The sequence below is a fragment of the Paenarthrobacter sp. 10L412 genome (assembly GCF_056395565.1).
In genome coordinates, this window is the sequence record NZ_JBFTJT010000008.1 from 168,254 (window position 1) to 188,331 (window position 20,078).

The 20,078-nt window shown below is 60.0% G+C and carries 22 protein-coding genes and 1 pseudogene; 13 read left to right on the forward strand and 10 right to left on the reverse strand.

Going from position 1 to position 20,078, the window contains the following annotated elements:
* Positions 1-79: 79 nt before the first annotated feature.
* The 7 genes from AC1DD7_RS13160 to AC1DD7_RS13190 all read left to right on the forward strand — a co-directional run bounded on the left by AC1DD7_RS13160 (position 80) and on the right by AC1DD7_RS13190 (position 3,698).
* On the forward strand, positions 80-967 hold the full coding sequence (locus tag AC1DD7_RS13160; RefSeq protein WP_477515298.1) for an SGNH/GDSL hydrolase family protein: 888 nt from the start codon (positions 80-82) through the stop codon (positions 965-967).
* Between the two features lie 159 nt (positions 968-1,126).
* The gene (locus AC1DD7_RS13165; protein WP_477515299.1) at positions 1,127-1,267 is read left to right on the forward strand and encodes a hypothetical protein; all 141 of its coding nucleotides are present in this window, start codon (positions 1,127-1,129) and stop codon (positions 1,265-1,267) included.
* 80 nt (positions 1,268-1,347) lie between these two features.
* Entirely contained in the window at positions 1,348-1,554 is a 207-nt protein-coding gene (locus tag AC1DD7_RS13170) for a hypothetical protein (RefSeq protein WP_477515300.1), read from the forward strand.
* A gap of 54 nt (positions 1,555-1,608) precedes the next feature.
* Positions 1,609-1,917, forward strand: coding sequence for a hypothetical protein (locus AC1DD7_RS13175; RefSeq protein ID WP_477515301.1), 309 nt, complete (start codon positions 1,609-1,611; stop codon positions 1,915-1,917).
* Between the two features lie 382 nt (positions 1,918-2,299).
* A complete protein-coding gene (locus tag AC1DD7_RS13180; RefSeq protein ID WP_477515302.1) occupies positions 2,300-2,773 on the forward strand; it encodes a hypothetical protein in 474 nt (157 codons plus the stop codon).
* A gap of 80 nt (positions 2,774-2,853) precedes the next feature.
* Positions 2,854-3,270, forward strand: a complete 417-nt coding sequence (locus tag AC1DD7_RS13185) for an SRPBCC family protein (protein ID WP_477515303.1) — start codon at positions 2,854-2,856, stop codon at positions 3,268-3,270.
* The gene (locus AC1DD7_RS13190; protein ID WP_477515304.1) at positions 3,270-3,698 is read left to right on the forward strand and encodes a MarR family winged helix-turn-helix transcriptional regulator; all 429 of its coding nucleotides are present in this window, start codon (positions 3,270-3,272) and stop codon (positions 3,696-3,698) included. Before AC1DD7_RS13185 ends, AC1DD7_RS13190 begins: the two co-directional genes overlap by 1 nt.
* 13 nt (positions 3,699-3,711) lie before the next feature.
* On the opposite strand, the gene AC1DD7_RS13195 is transcribed toward AC1DD7_RS13190, so the two are convergent.
* The 5 genes from AC1DD7_RS13195 to AC1DD7_RS13215 all read right to left on the reverse strand — a co-directional run bounded on the left by AC1DD7_RS13195 (position 3,712) and on the right by AC1DD7_RS13215 (position 10,675).
* A complete protein-coding gene (locus tag AC1DD7_RS13195; protein ID WP_477515305.1) occupies positions 3,712-4,971 on the reverse strand; it encodes a plasmid pRiA4b ORF-3 family protein in 1,260 nt (419 codons plus the stop codon).
* A gap of 310 nt (positions 4,972-5,281) precedes the next feature.
* Positions 5,282-6,547, reverse strand: a complete 1,266-nt coding sequence (locus tag AC1DD7_RS13200; protein ID WP_477515306.1) for an APC family permease — start codon at positions 6,545-6,547, stop codon at positions 5,282-5,284.
* An 83-nt stretch (positions 6,548-6,630) separates the two neighbouring features.
* On the reverse strand, positions 6,631-9,189 hold the full coding sequence (locus tag AC1DD7_RS13205) for a helix-turn-helix transcriptional regulator (RefSeq protein ID WP_477515307.1): 2,559 nt from the start codon (positions 9,187-9,189) through the stop codon (positions 6,631-6,633).
* Positions 9,190-9,600: 411 nt separating this feature from the next.
* Positions 9,601-9,804: a transcription antiterminator/RNA stability regulator CspE gene (gene cspE / locus AC1DD7_RS13210; protein ID WP_011773907.1), complete on the reverse strand. Its 204-nt coding sequence runs from the start codon at positions 9,802-9,804 to the stop codon at positions 9,601-9,603.
* A 238-nt stretch (positions 9,805-10,042) separates the two neighbouring features.
* Positions 10,043-10,675 (reverse strand): MBL fold metallo-hydrolase, encoded by a 633-nt coding sequence (locus tag AC1DD7_RS13215; protein WP_477515308.1) that lies wholly within the window; start codon positions 10,673-10,675, stop codon positions 10,043-10,045.
* Between the two features lie 208 nt (positions 10,676-10,883).
* Between AC1DD7_RS13215 and AC1DD7_RS13220 the strand changes: the two genes are divergently transcribed.
* The 6 genes and pseudogenes from AC1DD7_RS13220 to AC1DD7_RS13245 all read left to right on the forward strand — a co-directional run.
* A complete protein-coding gene (locus tag AC1DD7_RS13220; RefSeq protein WP_477515309.1) occupies positions 10,884-11,249 on the forward strand; it encodes a TfoX/Sxy family protein in 366 nt (121 codons plus the stop codon).
* A 45-nt stretch (positions 11,250-11,294) separates the two neighbouring features.
* Complete coding sequence (locus AC1DD7_RS13225; RefSeq protein ID WP_477515310.1) at positions 11,295-12,167, forward strand: SDR family NAD(P)-dependent oxidoreductase; 873 nt, start codon at positions 11,295-11,297, stop codon at positions 12,165-12,167.
* A 67-nt stretch (positions 12,168-12,234) separates the two neighbouring features.
* Positions 12,235-13,476, forward strand: a complete 1,242-nt coding sequence (locus AC1DD7_RS13230; protein ID WP_477515311.1) for a flavin-containing monooxygenase — start codon at positions 12,235-12,237, stop codon at positions 13,474-13,476.
* A 244-nt stretch (positions 13,477-13,720) separates the two neighbouring features.
* The gene (locus AC1DD7_RS13235) at positions 13,721-13,939 is read left to right on the forward strand and encodes a hypothetical protein (RefSeq protein ID WP_477515312.1); all 219 of its coding nucleotides are present in this window, start codon (positions 13,721-13,723) and stop codon (positions 13,937-13,939) included.
* Between the two features lie 343 nt (positions 13,940-14,282).
* Positions 14,283-14,876 (forward strand): alpha/beta fold hydrolase, encoded by a 594-nt coding sequence (locus tag AC1DD7_RS13240; RefSeq protein WP_477515313.1) that lies wholly within the window; start codon positions 14,283-14,285, stop codon positions 14,874-14,876.
* Positions 14,866-14,976: pseudogene (locus AC1DD7_RS13245) on the forward strand (FAD-dependent monooxygenase); the annotation flags it as partial. The gene AC1DD7_RS13240 and the pseudogene AC1DD7_RS13245, both read left to right, overlap by 11 nt.
* Positions 14,977-14,997: 21 nt before the next feature.
* On the opposite strand, the gene AC1DD7_RS13250 reads toward AC1DD7_RS13245, so the two are convergent.
* From AC1DD7_RS13250 to AC1DD7_RS13270, 5 genes are all read right to left on the reverse strand, one after another.
* A complete protein-coding gene (locus AC1DD7_RS13250) occupies positions 14,998-15,744 on the reverse strand; it encodes a FadR/GntR family transcriptional regulator (RefSeq protein ID WP_477515314.1) in 747 nt (248 codons plus the stop codon).
* A gap of 67 nt (positions 15,745-15,811) precedes the next feature.
* Positions 15,812-16,537 (reverse strand): alpha/beta fold hydrolase, encoded by a 726-nt coding sequence (locus AC1DD7_RS13255; RefSeq protein ID WP_477515315.1) that lies wholly within the window; start codon positions 16,535-16,537, stop codon positions 15,812-15,814.
* A 10-nt stretch (positions 16,538-16,547) separates the two neighbouring features.
* Positions 16,548-17,330, reverse strand: coding sequence for an enoyl-CoA hydratase/isomerase family protein (locus tag AC1DD7_RS13260; RefSeq protein WP_477515316.1), 783 nt, complete (start codon positions 17,328-17,330; stop codon positions 16,548-16,550).
* Positions 17,327-18,430 (reverse strand): ABC transporter substrate-binding protein, encoded by a 1,104-nt coding sequence (locus tag AC1DD7_RS13265; RefSeq protein WP_477515317.1) that lies wholly within the window; start codon positions 18,428-18,430, stop codon positions 17,327-17,329. Before AC1DD7_RS13265 ends, AC1DD7_RS13260 begins: the two co-directional genes overlap by 4 nt.
* Positions 18,431-18,564: 134 nt before the next feature.
* Complete coding sequence (locus AC1DD7_RS13270; protein WP_477515318.1) at positions 18,565-19,941, reverse strand: MFS transporter; 1,377 nt, start codon at positions 19,939-19,941, stop codon at positions 18,565-18,567.
* Between the last annotated feature and the right edge of the window lie 137 nt (positions 19,942-20,078).

Genomic DNA, 20,078 nt, shown 5'->3' on the forward strand with positions numbered 1-20,078 from the left:
TGGACGTGCCGGGAACATCACGACCAGCACTGCCGTTATCACTGTGTAAGAACCTTTTTCCTTACAAGGAGGTAGGGCAATGAGGTGGCGTGGCCGGGTTACCCCCAAAGGCCTTGTTGATCTCAAAGCGGGTGCTGGGCAGAATATCAAGGACCGCTCGCACCCCTGGAGCAGGTATGTGGCGCTTGGGGATTCCTTTACCGAAGGTATTGGGGATCCGGAACCAGGAAGCGTCGGAGGGCTGCGCGGCTGGGCTGACCGCGTTGCCGAAGAACTAGCAGTCGGTCAGCCGGATTTTGCCTATGCGAACCTTGCCGTGCGCGGGTTGCTGCTGCAGCAGATCCTCGACCAGCAGATCGGTCAGGCCCTAACCCTGAAGCCTGACCTGATCACGTTGTCCGCAGGCGGGAACGACATGGTGTTCCACGCCAGTGACCCGGACAAGCTTGCCAGCAAGCTTGAGACCGGCGTGAGCCTCTTGGCTGAGACAGGCGCGACGATTGTTTTGTTCACGGGGCCGGACTGGGGATCCACCCCGGTACTGGGACGAAACCGTGGCAAAGTGGCGATCTTTAACGAGAACGTTCGCGCTATTGCTGCCCGCCACGGCGCACTCATCACAGATCTCTGGGCACTAAGGCAGCTCAAGGACCCGCGGATGTGGGACCCGGACCGGCTGCATTTCTCCCCGCTGGGTCATCACACGATTACCATTGCCGTGCTGGACACCCTCAATGTCCCGCATACGCTTCGGCCGCTGGAGCCTAAAGCGCTGCCCGAAAGCAGCTGGCGTCAAGCCCGGGCCGGTGACCTCGTATGGGCAAAGACATACTTTTTCCCTTGGGTCTTGAAGCAGCTTCGTCCCCACGGTCCCGGAGAGGAACACCTGGCGAAGCGGCCGTCGGCAGGCCCTGTCTTCGAAAGCGAGAACGCTTCGGGAGCGTCCGCAGCGCTGGTGGACGGATAGCCATTTGCCTCCTCCACGGAGGCCTATCCTGCAAGCTCTCATGAGCCAAGGAGCGTCTTAACAACGATGTGTGTTCGGCGTATTTTATTTGTGTAGATCCGATTTAGGCCCCGCCCGGGGTCGGTCCGCGGGGCCTGGTGACAAACAGGAGGCACCACGATGAGCAATCTACTTCGTTGGTCGGCCAGCGACATCGCCGATCCTGTCCGTCGGTTCCTTGAAGTGCGGATTCCGATCAGCCGTGGCGGAACTTCATGGACCGGCACGGATACCAGCACCGGTCCCACCGAAACCCGTTAGTCCGTAGCCTGGTGCGTACACCGGGCAAGACTCTCTATTGGTAATTCAATCTTCGGGAGCTCACGGTGGACACCGGGGTGATGACGGCTTATATCGTCGGTTATCTCATTGCTGCAATCACTGTGTTCGTGTTTTGCCTGCCAGCCATAGTGCTATTTGTGATTCTCTTGCTGGTGGCAGGGGCACTTCGGGTGGTGGTGTGGCCACTGGAACTGCTGATCCGGAAACTGCGCCGGCACCCGAAGGAAACCCAAACTGACCAATCGTGGTTGCTGGGCTCAGGTTAGGAGCCGTTTAGATCCATTAGCGAGTCAGCCAGTCTATTAGCGAGCAGGAGGAAGATGATGAACATCGGACAAGAGCCGGAATCGCCGCGTGAAGTACCGGAGGCCGATGCCCTTGAGCAGCAAACGCCCGTCCTCCCGGAGGGTTCCGAGGAGTTCGAGCTAACCAAACCGTTACCCGATGATGCCCCTGAGACCGATGTTCTGGAGCAGCGGACAGACGTGCTTCCTGGCGGTTCACCGTTTACAGGGCTCGCAGGCGTATCTGAAGCAGAGGCTGCGGAAGCAGACTATATCGAGCAGGCTCTCGCGCCCTCCTTCGAAGAGGAAGACGATTACCGCGAAGACAACGAGGAGGTCGGCTAGAAGCAGTCCCCACTCGTGCGATAAGTCATAGAAGACTTCTCCTGTTGGGGCGCATGTGACCGGTGTTACTGTGCCTCCACGCGCCTTTCGCATGGGCGCACTCTAAGGGGGCAACACATTGCACACACAACTTTCGCGCGCCGGAAAACGCTCGCTTTTCGGCGGCAAATCTCCACGTTCTTTTCGCGGTAAAGCGCTCGGAATCACGGCCATCGGGTCACTGATGATTTTGCTGGCCGGTTGCGGTTCGGGGTCCATGGGAGCTGCTGGATCGGTGAGCAGCACCACGGAGTCGACGTCAGCATCTCCTTCGCCAACGCCTACTCCAACGCCGAGCAAGATAGCCGGGAAAGCCTGCACCACCGAGAAGAACACACAATCTGTGGCCGGCGAAATTTACATCTGCGCGGTCGATCAATCGGGAAAACTCGCCTGGCTGGACTCAGCAACAGCTGGAAAGCTTTCTGATCAACGCGCTGCGGACGCTGCGGCAAAGGCCGCCGCAGAGAAGGCGGCAGCGGACGCAGCCGCGAAAGCTGCAGCGGACAAGGCAGCGGCTGACAAGGCTGCCGCGGACAAACTCGCTGCCGACCAAGCGGCAGCAGCAAAAGCAGCGGCAGATCAGGCTGCTGCCGATCAGGCCGCTGCTGCAGCTGCTGCGAAAGCCGCCCCGGCTCCCCGCGTTCAAAGTGGCTGCGACCCGAACTATGCCGGTGCCTGCGTACCTGTTGCGTCCGACGTCGACTGTGCTGGCGGCAAAGGCAATGGACCCGCTTACGTAAGAGGCCCAGTGACCGTGGTTGGTTCTGATATCTATGGCCTGGACAACGACCACGACGGTATCGGCTGTGAGTAGTAGCCTCTGATTTTGCCACTGTACAAGATGGTCTACGCACAGATAGTCTGTGCGTAGACCATCTACTTCAGGAGGCAACCATGTGGGATTACGAGCACAGCATTGAAACCACCGCGGCACCGGAGTCGCTCTGGCGACTCTGGTCCGACGTCGAGAACTGGGGTTCCTGGAACGCCGAAATTGAACGCGTTGAAATCGATGGCCCCTTCGCGGAGGGTTCGCACATCCTCATGACGCCACCCGGGGATCAACCCATCCAGTTGCGCATCGCGGAGGTAGTGGACGGCAAGCTGTTCGTCGACGAAGCACGCTTCGATGAGCTGCTGATCCGAACCGCCCACCGCTTGGACAGGCTCGACGGCGGTCGCGTCCGGGTTGTCTACAGGATGGAGATCACCGGTGCTGGCGCGGACCAGGTTGGCCCCGAGATCGGGCCTGCCATTACGTCAGATTGGCCGGATACCATGGCTTCGCTCGTCGAACTCGCCCAGCGCTGATGCCGCTCAGCCCGGGCGAGAGTCCCGGATTCCTACTGTGGCATGCCACCCTTCGCTGGCAGCGTGAGATTGCTGCGGCGCTGGCTCCGATCGGCCTCACCCACGTGCAGTTCGTGCTTCTTGCCTGCACCTGGTGGCTCAACAAAGAGGGTGAACACCCCAATCAGCTCGCCGTCGCCCGCCAAGCCGGTACCGACGTAAAGATGGCCTCGCAGGTCCTTCGAACCCTGGAGCTGAAGGGTCTCATAGAGCGCGAAGTCGATCCCTCGGACACGAGGTCCAAACGGCTTCGTGTTACTGAAGCAGGCTCTGAATTGGCTCCGCGAGCAATTGCCGCAGTAGAGCTTGCCGACGCCCAATTCTTCGAGCCGACGCCCGCCGGTGAACTGGTACCTCTGCTGCAAAAGTTGGCGCAGCCGAGCGATTGATCGCAGCCTCTGGCTAGTCGTCACCCAGGCGGCGCTGGACGTCGAGGAGGAACTTGATACCGGCGTCGGACAATTCATGCTCATGAGCGCCCCACTTCTTAGAGCCCCATAGCCTGAGGCAGAGGAATGCGCGGTAGACGTCCCGCTCCAATTCGCGAGCCACCTCGATGGGAATCTCGGCGCCATTCATCAACTGAAGACCGCGCTCGTTGAGCGCCAGCTGGATTACTTGGGCACTCAGGCTCCATGGTGGGCGACTACCAGAGAGTTCCCAGTGCAGTTTAAGCCGGGTAACGACATCCAGTCCTGCATTCTGGGGTACTGCCAGACGGTCAGCAATGTAATGCCACAGCATTGCGGGCTTGTTCACGAGTTTTCTGCCCGCTGGGGTCAAAACCAGCCTGTCCTTGTTCTTGCGCAGGAGTTTCCACTCTTGCAAGTGTTCGCGGACGATGCGCACTGGGGCAACGTGGTTCTCCGTGGAGCTATTTCCGTGCCAAGTCTCGTGCCATTCCAATTCACTCATTGCCCGCTTAACGATTATCGGCTTAAGGTACCCAGCCGATGTCAGTGGCAGCCCATCGGGGTGCGCCTCCTCCAAGAACCACAGAGCTGGGGCCAGGACAAATTCCATCTCGTCAGCGGTTACTTCACCTGGCCAGAGCCGCTGCGCCAAACGATTCAGCTGCTGGTTAACCGCACCTAGGTCAAAGGAATGGGCGTCGAACATTGACGCCTTCTCCTGCGTTACGAGCTCAAGCCACTCAACAGCGTCCCTATGCTCTGGATGACTTGGGTCTCCGACAACTCGCACAACATTGGCGTATCCATACACTCCCCCGGAGTCCTCGACTGGGCCACGCATCGCGCCGCCTGTGCACGTGATAGTCGATTCCGGAACCACAGCGGGCCCCACGACTGCGATTTCGTGAGTCCAGTTGTCACCAAAGTCGTAGTCGTATTCAAGGGACGACCTTCCGGGCTGGCTCGAGTCGAACAACTCGCGCAGTTCAACGCCAGCGGCCTCCTCCGCGCCTACAGGTGGGTCATCATCTTCGGCGACCCTGGTGATGATCCTTTTCTTGCCGGCCTGGTCATGGCCGGCTAGGGCGTAAAGATGCGCGTTCTTCCAACCAAAAGCGCATTGAATCGCACTGTGCAGCTCGGCAACCGTAGCGCTTTCCGGGAGAACGAGCTGCCGCCAAATCAGCGGGTCCGTTTCACTGATGGAAATGCGCAGCTCGACGGCGGGGACTTGGGTGGGTGACTCCATACGCCAATCCTGCCAGTGCTGTTTGAACAGGGCGTAATCGCGTCACACCACCTAGTCCCTCCCGGCGAACACTCATTTTTGGATTGATGCACCATCGAAACCCCGAATTTGCTCATGAACCAGCACCTAGAGCGAACGAACGAGCACCTAGTCCACCATTCCCGGCCATAGTCTCCTCTTGTGCCTTCGGGACGGGAAACCCGGTGTCCGGCGGGTACCCCACTCGTCCCAGGCGAAGAAGGCACAACGGCACGGCTCCACCTAATAACCCCCAGGTGGAGTCGTGCCCAGCCGGCTTCTGGATTAGGGCCTATCGAAGGCCGGACGGACTGCGGCGCAAACGGATCACGCGGAACACGATGCCCACCACGAACATCAGCGTGCCCAGCCCGACAGACAGTGGCGGCAGCGTAGCAACCAACGCGACGCAGGCAACGGCTCCAGCCACTTGCAGGGCCTTCGGGTACCGGCGGTCCTCGGCCGGCTGAGTGAAGGCCGCGATATTTGCGACCAAGTAGTAAAGCAGCACACCGAACGACGAGAATCCGATGGCGCCCCTGAGGTCAGCCACGGCAATGATCAGGCAAATCACCACGGCTAGCGTTGTTTCTGCCCGGTGGGGAACCTTGTACCGCGGATGGACGGCCGCGAGCCAGTGCGGGAGGTCGTGCTCGCGGGCCATCGCCAGGCTTGTCCGGCCCAGCCCTGCGATCAGCGCCAGGAGAGCACCCAAAGAGGCAACTGCGGCTCCGATCCGAACAATCGGAGCAGCCCACGACATCGCACCAGCAGTGACGGCGTCCGCCAGAGGTGTCGGCGTCCCGGAAACACCGTCCGGCCCCAGGGCCGCCAACAGCGTGACCGCTATCAGGGCATAGATGACGATTGTGATTCCCAGGGCGATGCTGATGGCGCGAGGAATGGTGCGGCGAGGGTCCCGAACCTCCTCCCCCATCGTGGCAATCCTCGCGTAGCCAGCGAAGGCAAAGAACAACAGCCCGGCCGACTGCAATATGCCGTACCAGCCGTGCGCCAGCAGCCCCTCCCCTAAAAAGTTGCTGAAGTCAGGTCCGGAACCACCCCAAACGGCCGCCACGGCTATCGCCAGAGCGGTCAGGACGGCGATCACCAAAATTCGGGTAAGCCCCGCTGTGCGAGTCACTCCGTGATAGTTCACGGTAGTCAAAATTACGACGGCGGCAATCGCCACCGGGCGCTCCCAACCTGCCGGTGCTGCGTAGGCTGCGAAGGTCATAGCCATGGCTGCGGCGCTGGCCGTCTTGCCGATCACGAATCCCCACCCAGCCAGGAACCCTGACCATGGCCCAAGCCGCTCACGTCCGTAGACGTATGTTCCGCCGGAGGTGGGGTATCTGGCAGCGAGCTGCGCGGAGGACGTCGCATTGCAGAATGCCACGAACGCCGCGACAACCAGACCTATAAGTAGCCCGGATCCTGCAGCTGCTGCGGCTGGTGTGAAGGCCGCGAAGACCCCGGCGCCGATCATGGAGCCTAAGCCAATGAGGGACGCATCGAAGGTGCCGAGGCGGCGGGCCAAGGCCGGGGAATTGCTCACAAGAACCCTTCACGCATCAAGGTCTGAGCTCTACCGGTGTCACCGGAGACTCGTACTGGAAGATACGTTCAGCCTAACGTGAGTCAGCGTGCGGCCATTGAATTCCCGACGAGGATGAACAGGCCGTTACGCGAGGTTGCGCCGGTTTTTCGCAGGGCGTTGGAGATGTGGTTTTCCACTGTTCTCGCACTGATTCCCAGATGTTCAGCAATCTCAACGTTGGAGCGATGTCCTGCCAACGCGGCTACCTCAATTTCGCGTTCGGTCAGGGGCGTAGTCCTGAAAGTGTTGAAGGAGAGTTGCTCGTTGGTTGACGGAAACCTTGCTGAGAACATCGAGGATGCTTCGGCCATGGCCTCCGCCGCGGCTGTGTTTCCTTCCAGAACGTGACGTTTGAGAGCACCTCGAAGGAGCATGCCGATCTGATAGTTGTCGGCGTCCAATTCGTAGTGTTTCAGGAGCAGACCAAGCAGCTTGTGATCGCCTTCCACAACGGCGGTGGCAACGGCCATCATTTGGTCGTGAGCCGTCACTCCGCTGTCGCGCAGGATCTTGCGAAGGAGATCCAGAACCGGCGCGCCGGGACATAGGCATGCGCAGAGCAGCGCCGTCATTGTTGCTTCCAGAATGTAGCCGCTCTTCATCTGGCGTTTGATGAGCTTCACGGCCCGCCGATCAAAAACCGACGGCTGGGTAGTCTCCGCGGCTACGAGCTCATGTACACCCTTGCCGATACCTGGCAATGGACCCACGTCGGGCACCTCACTCCGTGCCTGCGAGGCGATGGACAACGCCGGTGAGATGGCCGTCGTCGCATGCCGTAGGCCAGCGAGCCGCAGCATGGCGTCATAAAGGACGTCGACGACGAAGCCGGGACGGCCCATGGCAAACACACTGCTCATGAGGTACTCGGCTTCTTCGAAGTAGCCTCGGTACAGCAGACCGAGCGCTGCCACGTAACTGCTGGCAACGACGCCGAATTGATCGAGGTTTCGGCGGGCCTCGGCACGCCAATCCAGTGCGAAGACCAGGGAGTCCTCGATCCTGCCTGCTGCAAAGAGCGCCAAGCCGTGAACGAACGGACGTAGATGCGGGAAGGTGTCGTCGTCCTCAGCCTTCTCTGTCAGGCTGAGGACCGCGCCCGGCCGAAACCGATACAGCTCGAGCAAGCTTTGGACGAGTCCTTCCAACCCCAGCGAGGCAGGCTGCGGGGCGTCTGCAGAAAGCTCGGGCATGGGTGCGACCCGACCATGGGAGGCGTTGATGAAGAGGATTGCGGCCTCGGCAGTAGAGGCCTGTTCCGGGTTTTGCTCGGCGAATCCTTTCAGGATGTCCACTGCCGTACTCACGCCTTGCCCTGAGTAGATTGCAAGGAAAGCCTTGGTGATCGCGAGAAAAAGAATGTCATTGGGGTCGCCGTTGAGCGTGGACGTCTCCTGGCAGACGCGGGTTGCCCGCATAACGTTCACCGGCGCTCCCCAGTAAACCCTGAGCAGAGCGGCAGCATTGGTCGCGGACTTGTTCGCTTGCCATCGTTCATAGCGCGTACGTTCGCGGGCTGCACTGTGATCGTGAAAATGCCGGGCGGTCACGGCGTCATCGTTTCCCTTCTCGAGCCGCAAGGACCCCAGCACCCGGGATAGGCAGTCGGCAGTGGTTGAATTGCCCTGCGCAGTTTGAGGCACGCCCTCAAGTGCACCAGCAATCTTGTTCCGCAAGAGGTGCCGGTCCCTGAGCGTCTTTTGGCCCCGGAAGTAGTCTGCGATGACAGGCGGGCTTATGGCTGCGATCGGTCCGTTGTGGTGATCGTCCATGACTGACAGGAATCCGCGCCGTTCAAGGCCTTCCAACACGTCGGGTTGCACCACCTTTTGCAGAACGTCCACACGGGCGGTGCCAAGGATTGCCATGGTGTGCAGGGCAGTGACTTCTTCCGGATCCAGGTCCGCCAGCAGCTCTTCGAGAGTTCCTCTCAGATGCTCGTTCCAGAGGCTGTCACCTGTCATCTGCCACTGCCGGCCACGCATAACCAGCAGCTCGCTTAAGGCCGCGGTCTCCGTAATGCGGACGATGAGCCGAGGGTTGCCGCCGGACTTGGTCAGGATTCTGGCTGTTGTGTCGGCATCTGCAGCAGCCCCCAGCACCTGCGTTACCAAAGTGTGTACTTGCTCAAAATGGAGTGGGTTCAGTTGCAGCAAAGCTTCGCGGCCACTGTTCATGACGGCCATTTGACCTCTTGAGATCGAGCCGCTGTCCGGAGCCGTGACGATCAGCGGACAATCGGACCTACGCCGAACGGATTCCAGGACCGCCAACGATTCGATGTCCAGCAGATGGATGTCATCCACTATCAGGACGTGCTTTCCAGGCTTGGATAACTGGCTTGAGAGCGCATCTGCCATATCCACAACTCCGCTGCGGCCGGGCCGAAGCTCTAAACCCAGGCTCTTGATGGCTGAGTACGGAATCGAGCGATGTGTTCGGAGGCCGCTGATGACGTGGATGGCGATGCCGGTTTTTTCCAGGTTGGCCACTACGTTTTGCAACACCGTGGTCCTGCCGCTTCCGGGGGCCCCAATAATCCGCACGCTTATGCCGCGGCCGACGAAATCGAGGATGCGCTGAACCTCAGAATCGAACACTCGATCCAACCTTCTGTTTCTGTGGATGACCGACATGCGGCTCACTTCGCAGGTTAGATCTCGGAAACGGGACTAGGTGGCAAAACAGCCTTGCACAGGCCGCTCAACGCCCGTCTAGGTGGCGATTCTGGCAAAAATGAGTGCTCGCGCGACTCGACTAGGTGCTGAGCCTGCTTCAGATGAGCTGGCGGGAAGGAGTCGTTTGCAGTCTGTTCGTCCATGGAAGGCCCTCGGTTTCGTAGTTGATACCAACCACGCTACGGACGTTCGAAGGTGAGTTACAGGGGTGTAATTCGCTATGTGGATATATGTTCTAGTCAGTTTTAAGCAACTCGTATACATATTCGATTGCAAGGACAAGAAAAAACAGGGCCGGTCAATGACCGGCCCTGCCTTTTAGTTATCCGAAGACTAGATAGCCTGGATGTTTACTGCCTGGGGACCCTTGGGGCCCTGCTCGACGTCGAAGGAAACCTTCTGGTTCTCTTCGAGGGAGCGGTAGCCCGAGGAGTTGATCGCAGAGTAGTGAGCGAAAACGTCCTGGCTGCCATCTTCAGGAGAGATGAAGCCGAAGCCCTTTTCGGAGTTGAACCATTTCACGGTACCTGTAGCCATTTTTTCAGTCCTTACTGAAGGTGGAGATTCTCCCGACTTTCGGGTCTCCGGTGTGGGGTGTTCTCCACCGTTACTTCAGAAGGTCGCGATCCAGATGGATCACGGGGACTGCCTGAACTACCAAATGCCAAACACAACAACACCGTCAAGTTTACATAGATCTGAGCAGATAGCTAGTGCGACGTCAGATTAATCAATCCGATGGCCGGATTACCCCTGTGAAGAGGGCCGTCGGAGGTCATGGCGAGGCTGAAGCTCCCGGTTTCCATGGCGTGTCCGCGTGCGCGAGCCAAACCATTGCAGGATTCAGAGAGCGAATGAGCTGCTGACCCTCGGTACGCGGGTTATCAAGCTCATCGAAAAAAACCGCTGTGTCACCCGCGATGATGGTCGGCGGTCCGTCTCCGTCAATGACGACAACCTGTGAGCCGCGAGTATGACCTGGTGTCCGAAGGAGCCGAATCCCGGGAAGAAGTTCGAGTTCGCTGTCGACGGTGACGTACTGCATCCCTGGTGGGTCTACCCATTCCGGGATGGTGTAGTCGTCCTGGTTGCGGGCATCGTCAAGCTCCTGACGCTGAACGTAGATGGGCTTGCCCGCGAAGAGGTGGTTACCTCCGCAATGGTCAAAATGCAGGTGGGTGTTGACGACTATATCGACGCTGCTGATGTCGAAGTCCTGCTCGTTCAGTGGATAAATGCGTGGCTCCATGTCAGCCACCGCCGGATGAAGCTGAGTCATGCCGGTATCCACCAGCACGCGCCCCTCGGGGTGGTCAATAACATGCACATACACCGGCATTGCCTCGCCTTCGGCAAGCAGCTCGGCGACACGAATGGCAGTAACACGGATTGCAGCGGGAGAATTCAATTCTTCACCTCAGTCCCACATCAAGGCCGTGATGTGTCCCGGAAGCAACAGACCCTTCAGCCAGCGCGCGCTGAGATCTGTGGCCATGATCCAGACTCCCATCGGTCGGCGCGTCCGTCGAGGAGGCAGGCCCCCTTGCTGGTTTCCGGACTGCTTGTCATGCTCTGCGTACAGGTGCCATGGCGGTACAACCTAGGAGGACAAGCAAATGCAGATGCCCAAGCCCTCGGACGCCGATAAGGAACGCTTCCGTTCTGTGCTGCCCGATCATCCCGATGTCGTCGTCAAGCCGATGTTCGGCAATCTTGGCGCTTTCGTGAATGGCAACATGTTTGCTGGTTTGTTCGGCCCGACCATTGGCGTCCGTCTTTCGGAGGCTGATACGGCCCAGCTCGAGGCTGATCATGAAACTCAACCCTTCGGCCCTGAAGAACGTCCCATGGGCGGATACACCGGTCTTCCGGAAGCTTGGAACGATGACGCCGAGAAGGCGGAGCCATGGGTGGCCAAAGCATTCGATTACGTGGCCGGGCTCCCTCCCAAGAAACCCAAAGCACGGCCTTCCAAGAACTAGGCACCCACCCTCGCCAAACCAGCCGTTTCGTGCTGAGATCAAGCCATGCCCTCGATGAATGGACGGACAGCGCTGGTAACCGGCGCTACGGGTGGTCTTGCTAAGGCCATCGCCACTGCACTGGCCCGCGAAGGTGCCACCGTCGTCGTGGTTGGGCGGACAGAAGCGCGGGCAGAGGAGGCTATGCGCGGCATCCGCGCCGCAGTCCCGGGCGCGATCGTGGAGCCTCTTGCCTGCGATCTCTCAAACCAAGCGTCAATTCGCTCGGCCGCTGAGGAGTTCCTTTCCCGCCACGACGAGCTTCACGTGCTCGTCAACGCGGCCGGCGTTTTCCGCAAGGAACGCCACGTGACCGCAGATGGCCTCGAGGTCACGTTCGCTACCAACGTGATGGGCTACTTCCTTCTCACGAATCTGCTCCTGGATGCACTCAAGCGCGGCGCGACCAGGGTTGAGGGTCAGCCATCGCGGGTCGTAAACATCGCTTCCAAGTATTCGGGCGGCCCCTCGGTCACCAAGATCGATTTCGACGACCTTCAAACCGCGAAAGGCACCTACAGCTACCTGCGCTCAACCCCGCCAACCATGCTCGGCCGGGTTCTGTTGACACAACAGTTCGCGGAGCGCCTCCGCGGATCAAACGTGGTGGTGAACGCAGTGCATCCGGGCCTCGTTAAGCACACCGGTCTTCTGCAGGATGTTGGCGGCCCGTTCCGCTGGATGACAAACACCTTCGGCAAGCCCGCAGAGAAGGCAGCCGATACTGCCGTGTGGCTGGCCACCTCACCGGAGGCCGCGGCGGTCTCCGGCAAGCTTTGGGCGAAACGCAAGGAACTGCCGACGCCGGGCATGGGCTCTGATCCCGACGCCCGGAAGCGGCTGTGGGAAGAGTGCCAGCGACTGTCCAAAATCCTGTGATCTGACGGCCGAAACCCCACGCCAGCTGGCCTCCCGCACTCGCATCTCCAAGCGTAAGATCCACCCCATGGGACGCACCCCAGAAACGGTCATCATCGGCGCAGGCCAAGCAGGACTCGCGACGAGCTACTGGCTGACCCGGGCCGGCGTCGAGCATCAAATCCTGGAGCGGCGAGACTCGCTGGGAGGTGCGTTCCAGGACCGGTGGGACGGGTTCTACATGAACACGCCGAACCTCGCGCTGAGCCTGCCGGGGATGCCGTATTCCGGTGAGGAACCGGACGCGTTCATACCGCGGATCGCTGCGGTGAATCTCTTCAGAAAGTACGCGGAAATGATTGATGCTCCGGTTCGCACCGGCGTCGAGGTTACGCGGCTGGCGGCTGCCGCGGATGGGTTCACCATCGAGACGTCGCTCGGGCACATGCAGGCACGCAACGTCGTCCTGGCCACCGGCGCGTATCAGGTACCCAAGCTTCCCGCCGTTGCGGGCAACCTCCCGCAGAACGTCTTCCAGCTCCACACGCACGAGTACCGCAACCCCCAGCAGCTGCCCGATGGCGCTGTGCTGATTGTCGGGACCGGGCAGTCGGGTGGGCAGATCGCCGAGGAGCTGCACGCGGCCAGTCGCGAAGTCCACCTGGCCGTCTCCACGTGTCCTGAAGCGCCGCGCCGTTACCGCGGCCACGACCTCATCTACTGGCTGCTGGAAGTCGGCAAACACGGGCCGGACTACGGCATCAACGCCCTCACCCGCGAGGGACTCCCCTCTCCCGCGGCCCGTTTCGCATGCAACCCGCTGCTCTCGGGTACGGACGGCGGCCACAACATCCATCTCCGCGAGCTCGGCCGCCGCGGCATGCACCTGCACGGCCATCTGGAAAACATCGACGACGGCGTCATCGCCTTCACCGACGACCTCCCCGAACGCCTCGCAACAGTCGAGTCAACCTTCGCCCAGCGCTCTGGACGCGCGATCGAGGCGTACATCGTGGCCGCAGGCATCGAAGCACCAGAGCAGCCACCGCAGCCCGAGGACGACTGGCTGCCCGCAGAACCAGCCAAGCTGAATCTTGCCGAAGCGAACATCACATCCATCCTGTGGGCGACCGGCTACAAGCTCGATCTGAGCTTCATCGACATGCCCGTGCTGGATGAATGGGGCTACCCGCGGCATTCGCGCGGTGTCATGGAACTCCCTGGCCTGTACACGGTGGGCCTGCCCTGGCTCACGCGGCACTACTCGTCGATCGTCGGCGGGGTGGGCCTGGACGCGGAATACGTGGTTGGCAGGATCGCTGGGGCCTGAGCACAGAGTTGATTCTGCAGCAGTTTCCCCTATTGGCAGGCAACTCCACCCACCCAGCATGGTCTCGGACTGGCTTGCCGCGGTATGGATCAACAGCCTCGTGCAGCACTAACCCGGGCCGGTCTTCTAAGGTGTTCAGATGGCATACGTGTTCAAAGGCGGCCTGACAAGACCCTGCGTGATGACTAGAATCCTTGGGCCTTGGGTTGTTCTTACTCTGGACACGTCACATCTCGAATTTAGGATGAGATTCCGCTGGCTGGCGCGCCTCTTCGGCCCTTGGCGGCTGGAGCGTTCCGCAATTCGCGAGGTCTACGTAGACCGCCCGCACGCCCTGGACCGTTGGGTACACGTCAATTTCCTTGGCGAGGAGAATATGCCCTGGTCATTTCTGGCTCAATGGCCAGAAGATGTCATGGAAGCCGCGGAAAAGCTTGGCTACCCCGTCCGATATCAGAAGTAGTGCCCGCCGCGTGCGTCCGGCGGGGCATCAGAATATCCGAGCCCTGAAGGGTGGCTTTGTAGCCTTTCCAGGTCCGGCTTTTGCAGTGATTCGACCTGGCCGGCGTCAGCCAGCGGGATCCCCACGACGGACCGGCCTCTCCCCCTCACCCCTCCCCAAGCGTATGGTTCACCCATGGGAGCAATCCGCGCGTTCTTCCTTCCAGGCAGCGTCCTTCCTGCTGCGCCGGCGTACACCGACCTCATAAAAGCGCTGGGCCCTGGCGTGGACGCCTTTGCGAAGGACCTGGACCTCTACGAGGCCGACGAGCCGCCACCCGGCTGGTCCCTTGACACCGAGGTCGATGGAAGCAGACGCCAAACAATGGGACACGTTCCACCTGGTCGGCTACTCCGGCGGTGGGGCTGCAGCCCTCGCCTTCGCCGCCAAGTGCCCCGAGCGTCTGCTGAGCCTGACCCTCTTGGAACCTGCCTGGGCGGGAGACTGGGATTGGAGCAAGCCACACTCCCGATTCTGGAAGCGGATTGAAGAGCTCGAATCGCTGCCGCCAAAGCAGTTCATGGAGGCCTTCACGAGGCTGGCGGTAAGGCCCGACGTCGTCCTTCCGCCTCCGCCGGCGGGCGACCCGCCGCCGTGGATGGCCAAGCGACCTGCGGGAATTCGAGCATTCCTGCATGATTTCGAGAAGTATCACCTGGACCGCGAGCAACTCAGCGCGTTCGCAAAACCAGTCCTGTTCGTGCTCGGAGGGCTAAGCAACCCGGACCAGTACGGGGACATCGCAGACCGACTGTCCACGGTATTCAGGGATTATCGAGTGGAGGTGTTTGAGGAGCGCCATCACTTCGATCCCTCGCATCGGATTGAACCCGGGCGCCTCGCGGGCATGTTGCGCGAGCATTGGCAACGAGCCGAGGGCAGCAACGATGCCGATTGAACCAGTGAACACGGTCATCATCGGCGCAGGCCAAGCGGGACTCGCGACGAGCTACTGGCTCACCCAAGCCGGCGTCGAGCACCGGATATTGGAGCGTCGGGGTTGAACTCTACATGCGGTTTTAGGGTTGGCGACGGGCTTCATTGTAGAAGTCGACGTGCTGGTTGATGCATTGCGCAGCGGCGTCTCTGTCTCCTGCCCGCAGGGCTTCCACCAACTTTCGGTGGTTCTGTTGGGCCTTGCGCGCTAGTGTTTCCCAGTTGTTCCCTTCGATGTGTGCCTTCACGAGGTTTTCCGTGACGGCGTCTCGCATGGATCCCATAAGGTGCGCCAGCAGAGGATTGCTGCTGGCCAGTGCAACGGCTACGTGGAATTTTCCGTCGAGCGCTAGATACCGCTCACGGTCCTCCATTAGGTCGTCCATCCCGGCCAGCAGCTTATCCATCCCGGCAAGTTGTTCATCTGTGCGTTTTGTCGCGGCCTCCCGGGCTGCTTCTTCCTCCAGCAGCCGACGGGTTTCCAAAACATTGTCTAAGTCAAAGTGTCCCAGGGCCATGTAAAGGCGCATCAGCCTTGAGATCATGGGGCCGAGCTTGTCGCTAATTTTCGTACCCCCGGAGGACCCCACACCAGTTTTGACGGTGATGATGTCCATGGCATCCAGAACCCGAAGCGCTTCACGAACGGACGGTCGGCTGACCTGCAGCATTTCGCTCAGTGCGCGTTCGCTGGGCAGACGGTCCCCCGCATTGAGCTGCCCCTCGTGAATGAGGGTTTCCAATTGTCCCAAAACGCTTTCGAAAAGCCTTTGTTTCCCAACCGGAGCGAATAGCTCGACGTTGCCATCTTCGTCTGCGAGTTGCGTCATGCGGGGGGTTCCTTCCGCCGTTTTGTATCCACCTCCTAGCTTAGCTGGTCATACCAACTGACTATTTCTAGTCCCGGCCTGCCTCTTCAATTTTTTCAGCCAGTAACTTGGGTGCGGTGTACATGACTTCGTGGCCTCCGGGCATTTGGATCAAGCGGAAGTACCCCAGCCGGTTGGACATCCTCGGGTGCCACCCCCATTCGCCCTGCAGCAGACAGTTGTCTTCGGTGGCGTGAAGGTAGCTTTTTGGGATTGAGAGTTGAAAGAACTTTTCCAGGTCAACCGGCTCGGTGAAGGTCCGGAAGGGATGGGGGCGCAGGCCGTCGTAGACCTCTTTTGCAAGGTCGAACGCGGCGTCGTTCATGAAGCCGTCGCGCCACACTTCGAATGGCAGCATCACTCGTCCGTCGCCTCGCTCCTCGGCGTTTGCTTGCAGGGCTGGCGGGAAGAACGGGGGGATATTCTCGAGAACCGTTTGGCCATCAAGGAGCACGAACGCGCCCTGGAAGACCATCCTGCGTATCCGGTAAGCCAACGTTTCCGCGATCTTGGCGATCAGGACACCGCCCCAGCTATGGCCGACGAGGACGAAATCATCGAGATCTTTCTCAAGGATGTAATCGATAATGGGTTTGCAGGCGTCTTCGGTGCTGATGTCGGCCGGGTCGTCTGGGCGGAGTCCTGCTGCGGTGGGGGTGTGGACTTCATGCCCGAGCGATTCTAGTTCAGTGCGGACCTGGTCCCAGCTTTCGCCGACTTGCCAGGCGCCGTGCACGAGTACGTAAATGGCCATTTCGTGTTCCTCATTGTCCTGTGTAGTTGGGTGTGCGCTTTTCAACAAAAGCCGCGAGACCTTCGCGCATGTCCTCGGTTTGCATGTGTGCGTACATGGCGTCGCGTTCGGCCTTGAGTCCGGCTTCGAGGGATTGGTCGAAGCTTTCATCGATGAGCTGTTTTGTTCCTGCGAGGACTATTGGGCTTTTGGCCGCTATCGTCTCGGCGAGTTCCTGAACACGCTTGTCCAGGTGATCGTCGTCGACAACTTCGTTGACCAAGCCCCAGGAGAGGAAGAACTCAGCGGGAAAGAGCTGGCCGGTGAAAGACAGGTATTTCGCGCGGGCTGGCCCCACCGCGCGTGCCAGCCTCACAGCTCCCCCAGCACCTGGGAGTAGGCCGAAGTTTGCGTGGGCGTCGCCGATTCGGACGCTGCGGGCTGCAATGACGAGGTCGCAGGCCATTGCTATTTCCAGGCCGCCTGCAGCAGTGACGCCGTTAAGGGCGGCGATGACGGGTTTGTCGATCCGCGGTATGTGTTCAAGGGTTTCTGCCGCGCGTTCAAGGAATACCTGGACTGTGTCTTCGGCTGCGGGGTCGAAGGAGTTCAAGTCGCCGCCGGCGCAGAACGCACGTCCCGATCCGGTGATGACCATGACCCGGATGTTGGGGTCCGCCTCGAAACGGGTAAGTGCCTCATCCAGTTGGGGTACTAGTTCGGCGTTGAGTGCATTGAGTGCTTCCGGACGATTCAGTCGTATCCATCCGACTGGTCCTTCCACATGGGTCAGGACTACCTGCTTGTCGTTCATAACGACCTTCCTTGGTAATTTCTTTCTTGCGCCAGCTCGCTACTGGACCAGTCTGTTAGGACAAATTTGCCGTCTTTGATGACCGTTACGGCTACTTGATCAGCGTTCAGGCCGTGGTGGTTGGTGGCCGAGTACCGGTATCGGCCTTGGGGAGTGACGACGTCAACCTCTTCAAGGGCGTCCCGCACAAATTTCGGGTCGCCGCTGCCGGCTTTCAAAACAGCTGCTGCGATGAGTTTCACTGCGGTGTAGCCGTCGATCGCGTACGAGGACGGGAAGCGGCCATGGACTGTCTTGAATGCCTCGGCGAAAGATGTAGCGGCCTCCGCTACCTCCGAGGCAGGCAACTCATCTGCTACGAGACCTAGGTATGCTGCAGCGATGACGCCTTCCGCAGCTTCCCCGGCGGCGTCCAGGAAACGCTGATTGGAGTTCCCGTGACTCATTGCAAAGGGAAGTTCGATCGGCCGCTGCCTGACTAGTTCGACAGCCGGTGGTCCTGTCGCCCAAGCCATGATTCCCTCGACGCCGGCCTCCGCCACTCTGCTCCAGAGAGGGCCGAAGTCTGTGGTGTCCACGTGAAACTTATCAAGGTGCACGAACTCGACGCCGTAGTCCTCTGCAAGCCGTGTTTGCTTCTCCAACCCGGTCTTGGCGAACATGCTGTTGTCGTCGTAAACGAGGGCCAGCCTGGTCAGCCCTTGCGCCTGGAAGTATCGGAGCATTTGCTCGGCGACTGCTGCCGCCGTCGGGGGTGACATGAAGCCGTAGGCGCGGACGGGCTCAACCTGGCTGTCTGCGGCACCAGTTGAGATGTAGGGCACTGCAGCTTTTTCAGCTTCCGGGATAATGGCAAGGCTGGCGTTGGAGAATGATGTCCCCACGACGGCGCATACGCCTTGCCCGACCAATTCGTAGTAAGCCCTGACGGCCTGCGTTGGCAGAGTTTCGTCATCGGTCACAAGGAGTTCAACGTCCTGCCCAAACAGTCCTTGGCCTGCGTTGATCTCGGCAACGGCGAGTTCTGCTCCCAAGCGATTCTCAGTGCCGCCCGGGTTGTTACCGGTCAACGATGCAACTTGACCTATGACAATTGGCATTTGGTGCCTTCCTTTCTGGATTCGTGTGGGACCCGGAGGCTTTAGGCTCCGGAGATCTTGGTGCGTTAGGAGAATGTGCCTCGCGTTGCGGAGGAGAGGCTCATCGTTCCTCCGCAACGCGGGTTAGGTGGCTGCTATTCGACAGCCTCTTCCAGGCTCTTGCCGCGTGTTTCGCGTCCCAAGGCAAGGACAGCTGTAGCGGCCGCGAGGAAGCAGAAACCCAATACAACGAAGGTGGCTGCATACCCCCAAGTGAGCAGGATCGCGGGTACGACAAGTGGACCGATCACGGAACTCACTCGTCCACAGGCAGTTGCAGTTCCAATACCAGTTGCGCGGCAGGAATTGGAGAACAATTCCGGGGTGTAGGCGTTGAGCGCCGAGGTCATGGCAGAGAGGAAGAACTGCAGTACCGAGCCCGCGACGATGGCTGTAGCTGGCGAGGGGGCATTCCCGTACCAAAACGCAGCGGCAGCTGTACATAGGGCGGCGGCTACATAGATAGGGCGTCGGCCCAGACGCTCCAGAAGGAACGAGGATGTCAAGGCACCGGGGATGCCCCATACCTGCATCAGCATTGTCGTGCCGATCGAGGCTGCGATGCTGGCTCCGTTATCGAAAAGCAGCTTCGCAATCCAGATAGTGATCCCGTACTGGGCCATGAGCTGGAAGAACCACATCGTCCAGGCTGTCACCGTTCGCTTGCGTTGACCGCCGGCAAAAAGGTCACGGAGAGGTCCACGCGAAGCAGGAGTGGTGGAGCCCTCCACTGCTGGCGGCGGCGTGACAGGAGTAATAGAGCCGGGAGGGGCGACTGCTTCGAAGCGGGCCAGGGTCTCCTGGGCGGCTTCCAAACGCCCATGGGTTACTTGCCAGCGGATGGATTCGGGCACTCCGCGACGTACAACAAACGAGAACATGGAGAGCACGAACATGATGATGAAGGCTGTTCGCCAGCCCACCAGCAGCGTTATGCCACCGGAGATGAGGAACGAAAATATGACAAGCACCTGGGCGGATCCGAGGAAGGTCCCCCGCCGTTTCTTGGTCAGGAACTCCGACGCAAGCGCCATGGCACATGGCAGCTCGGCTCCCATCCCGATACCGGTAAAGAAGCGGGCAGTCAGCAAAGAGCCGTAGTCCCAGGTAAATGCCGTAAAGAGGCTGGCGGCACCCCAGAGCAACATGCTGTACATAAATACGGGCCGTCGGCCAAAACGGTCGCACAGCCATCCTGAGCAGATCGAACCAATGGCCATGCCCACAAACGCCATGCTGGCGATGGTGCCGGACTGAAGCTTATCGATGTGGAACTCCGCGCTGATGGGGGCCAGGACGAAGGTCAGGAGAGCAACATCGGCCGCATCGAACAAGTAGGCCAAGCCAATGATCGCGATGAAACGTTTGTGGAGCTTTGTGAAGGGCAGGCCTTCCAACCGGGCCATGATCTCAGGACCCGTGCGGGTGAATATTCCGATTGACGCTTGTGAAGCATCAGATTGAGATTGCATTGTGCCTCCGTGCCTTTATTCAAGAAAATATGGAATGAGAAGTCCGGCGGGCCCGTGGGCCGCCGTTCATCGCCCGGTGTCCTCACGAGAGAATCTCCAGACATTTGGCGATTTTTCGTTGCCCGGGCAAAGCCAGC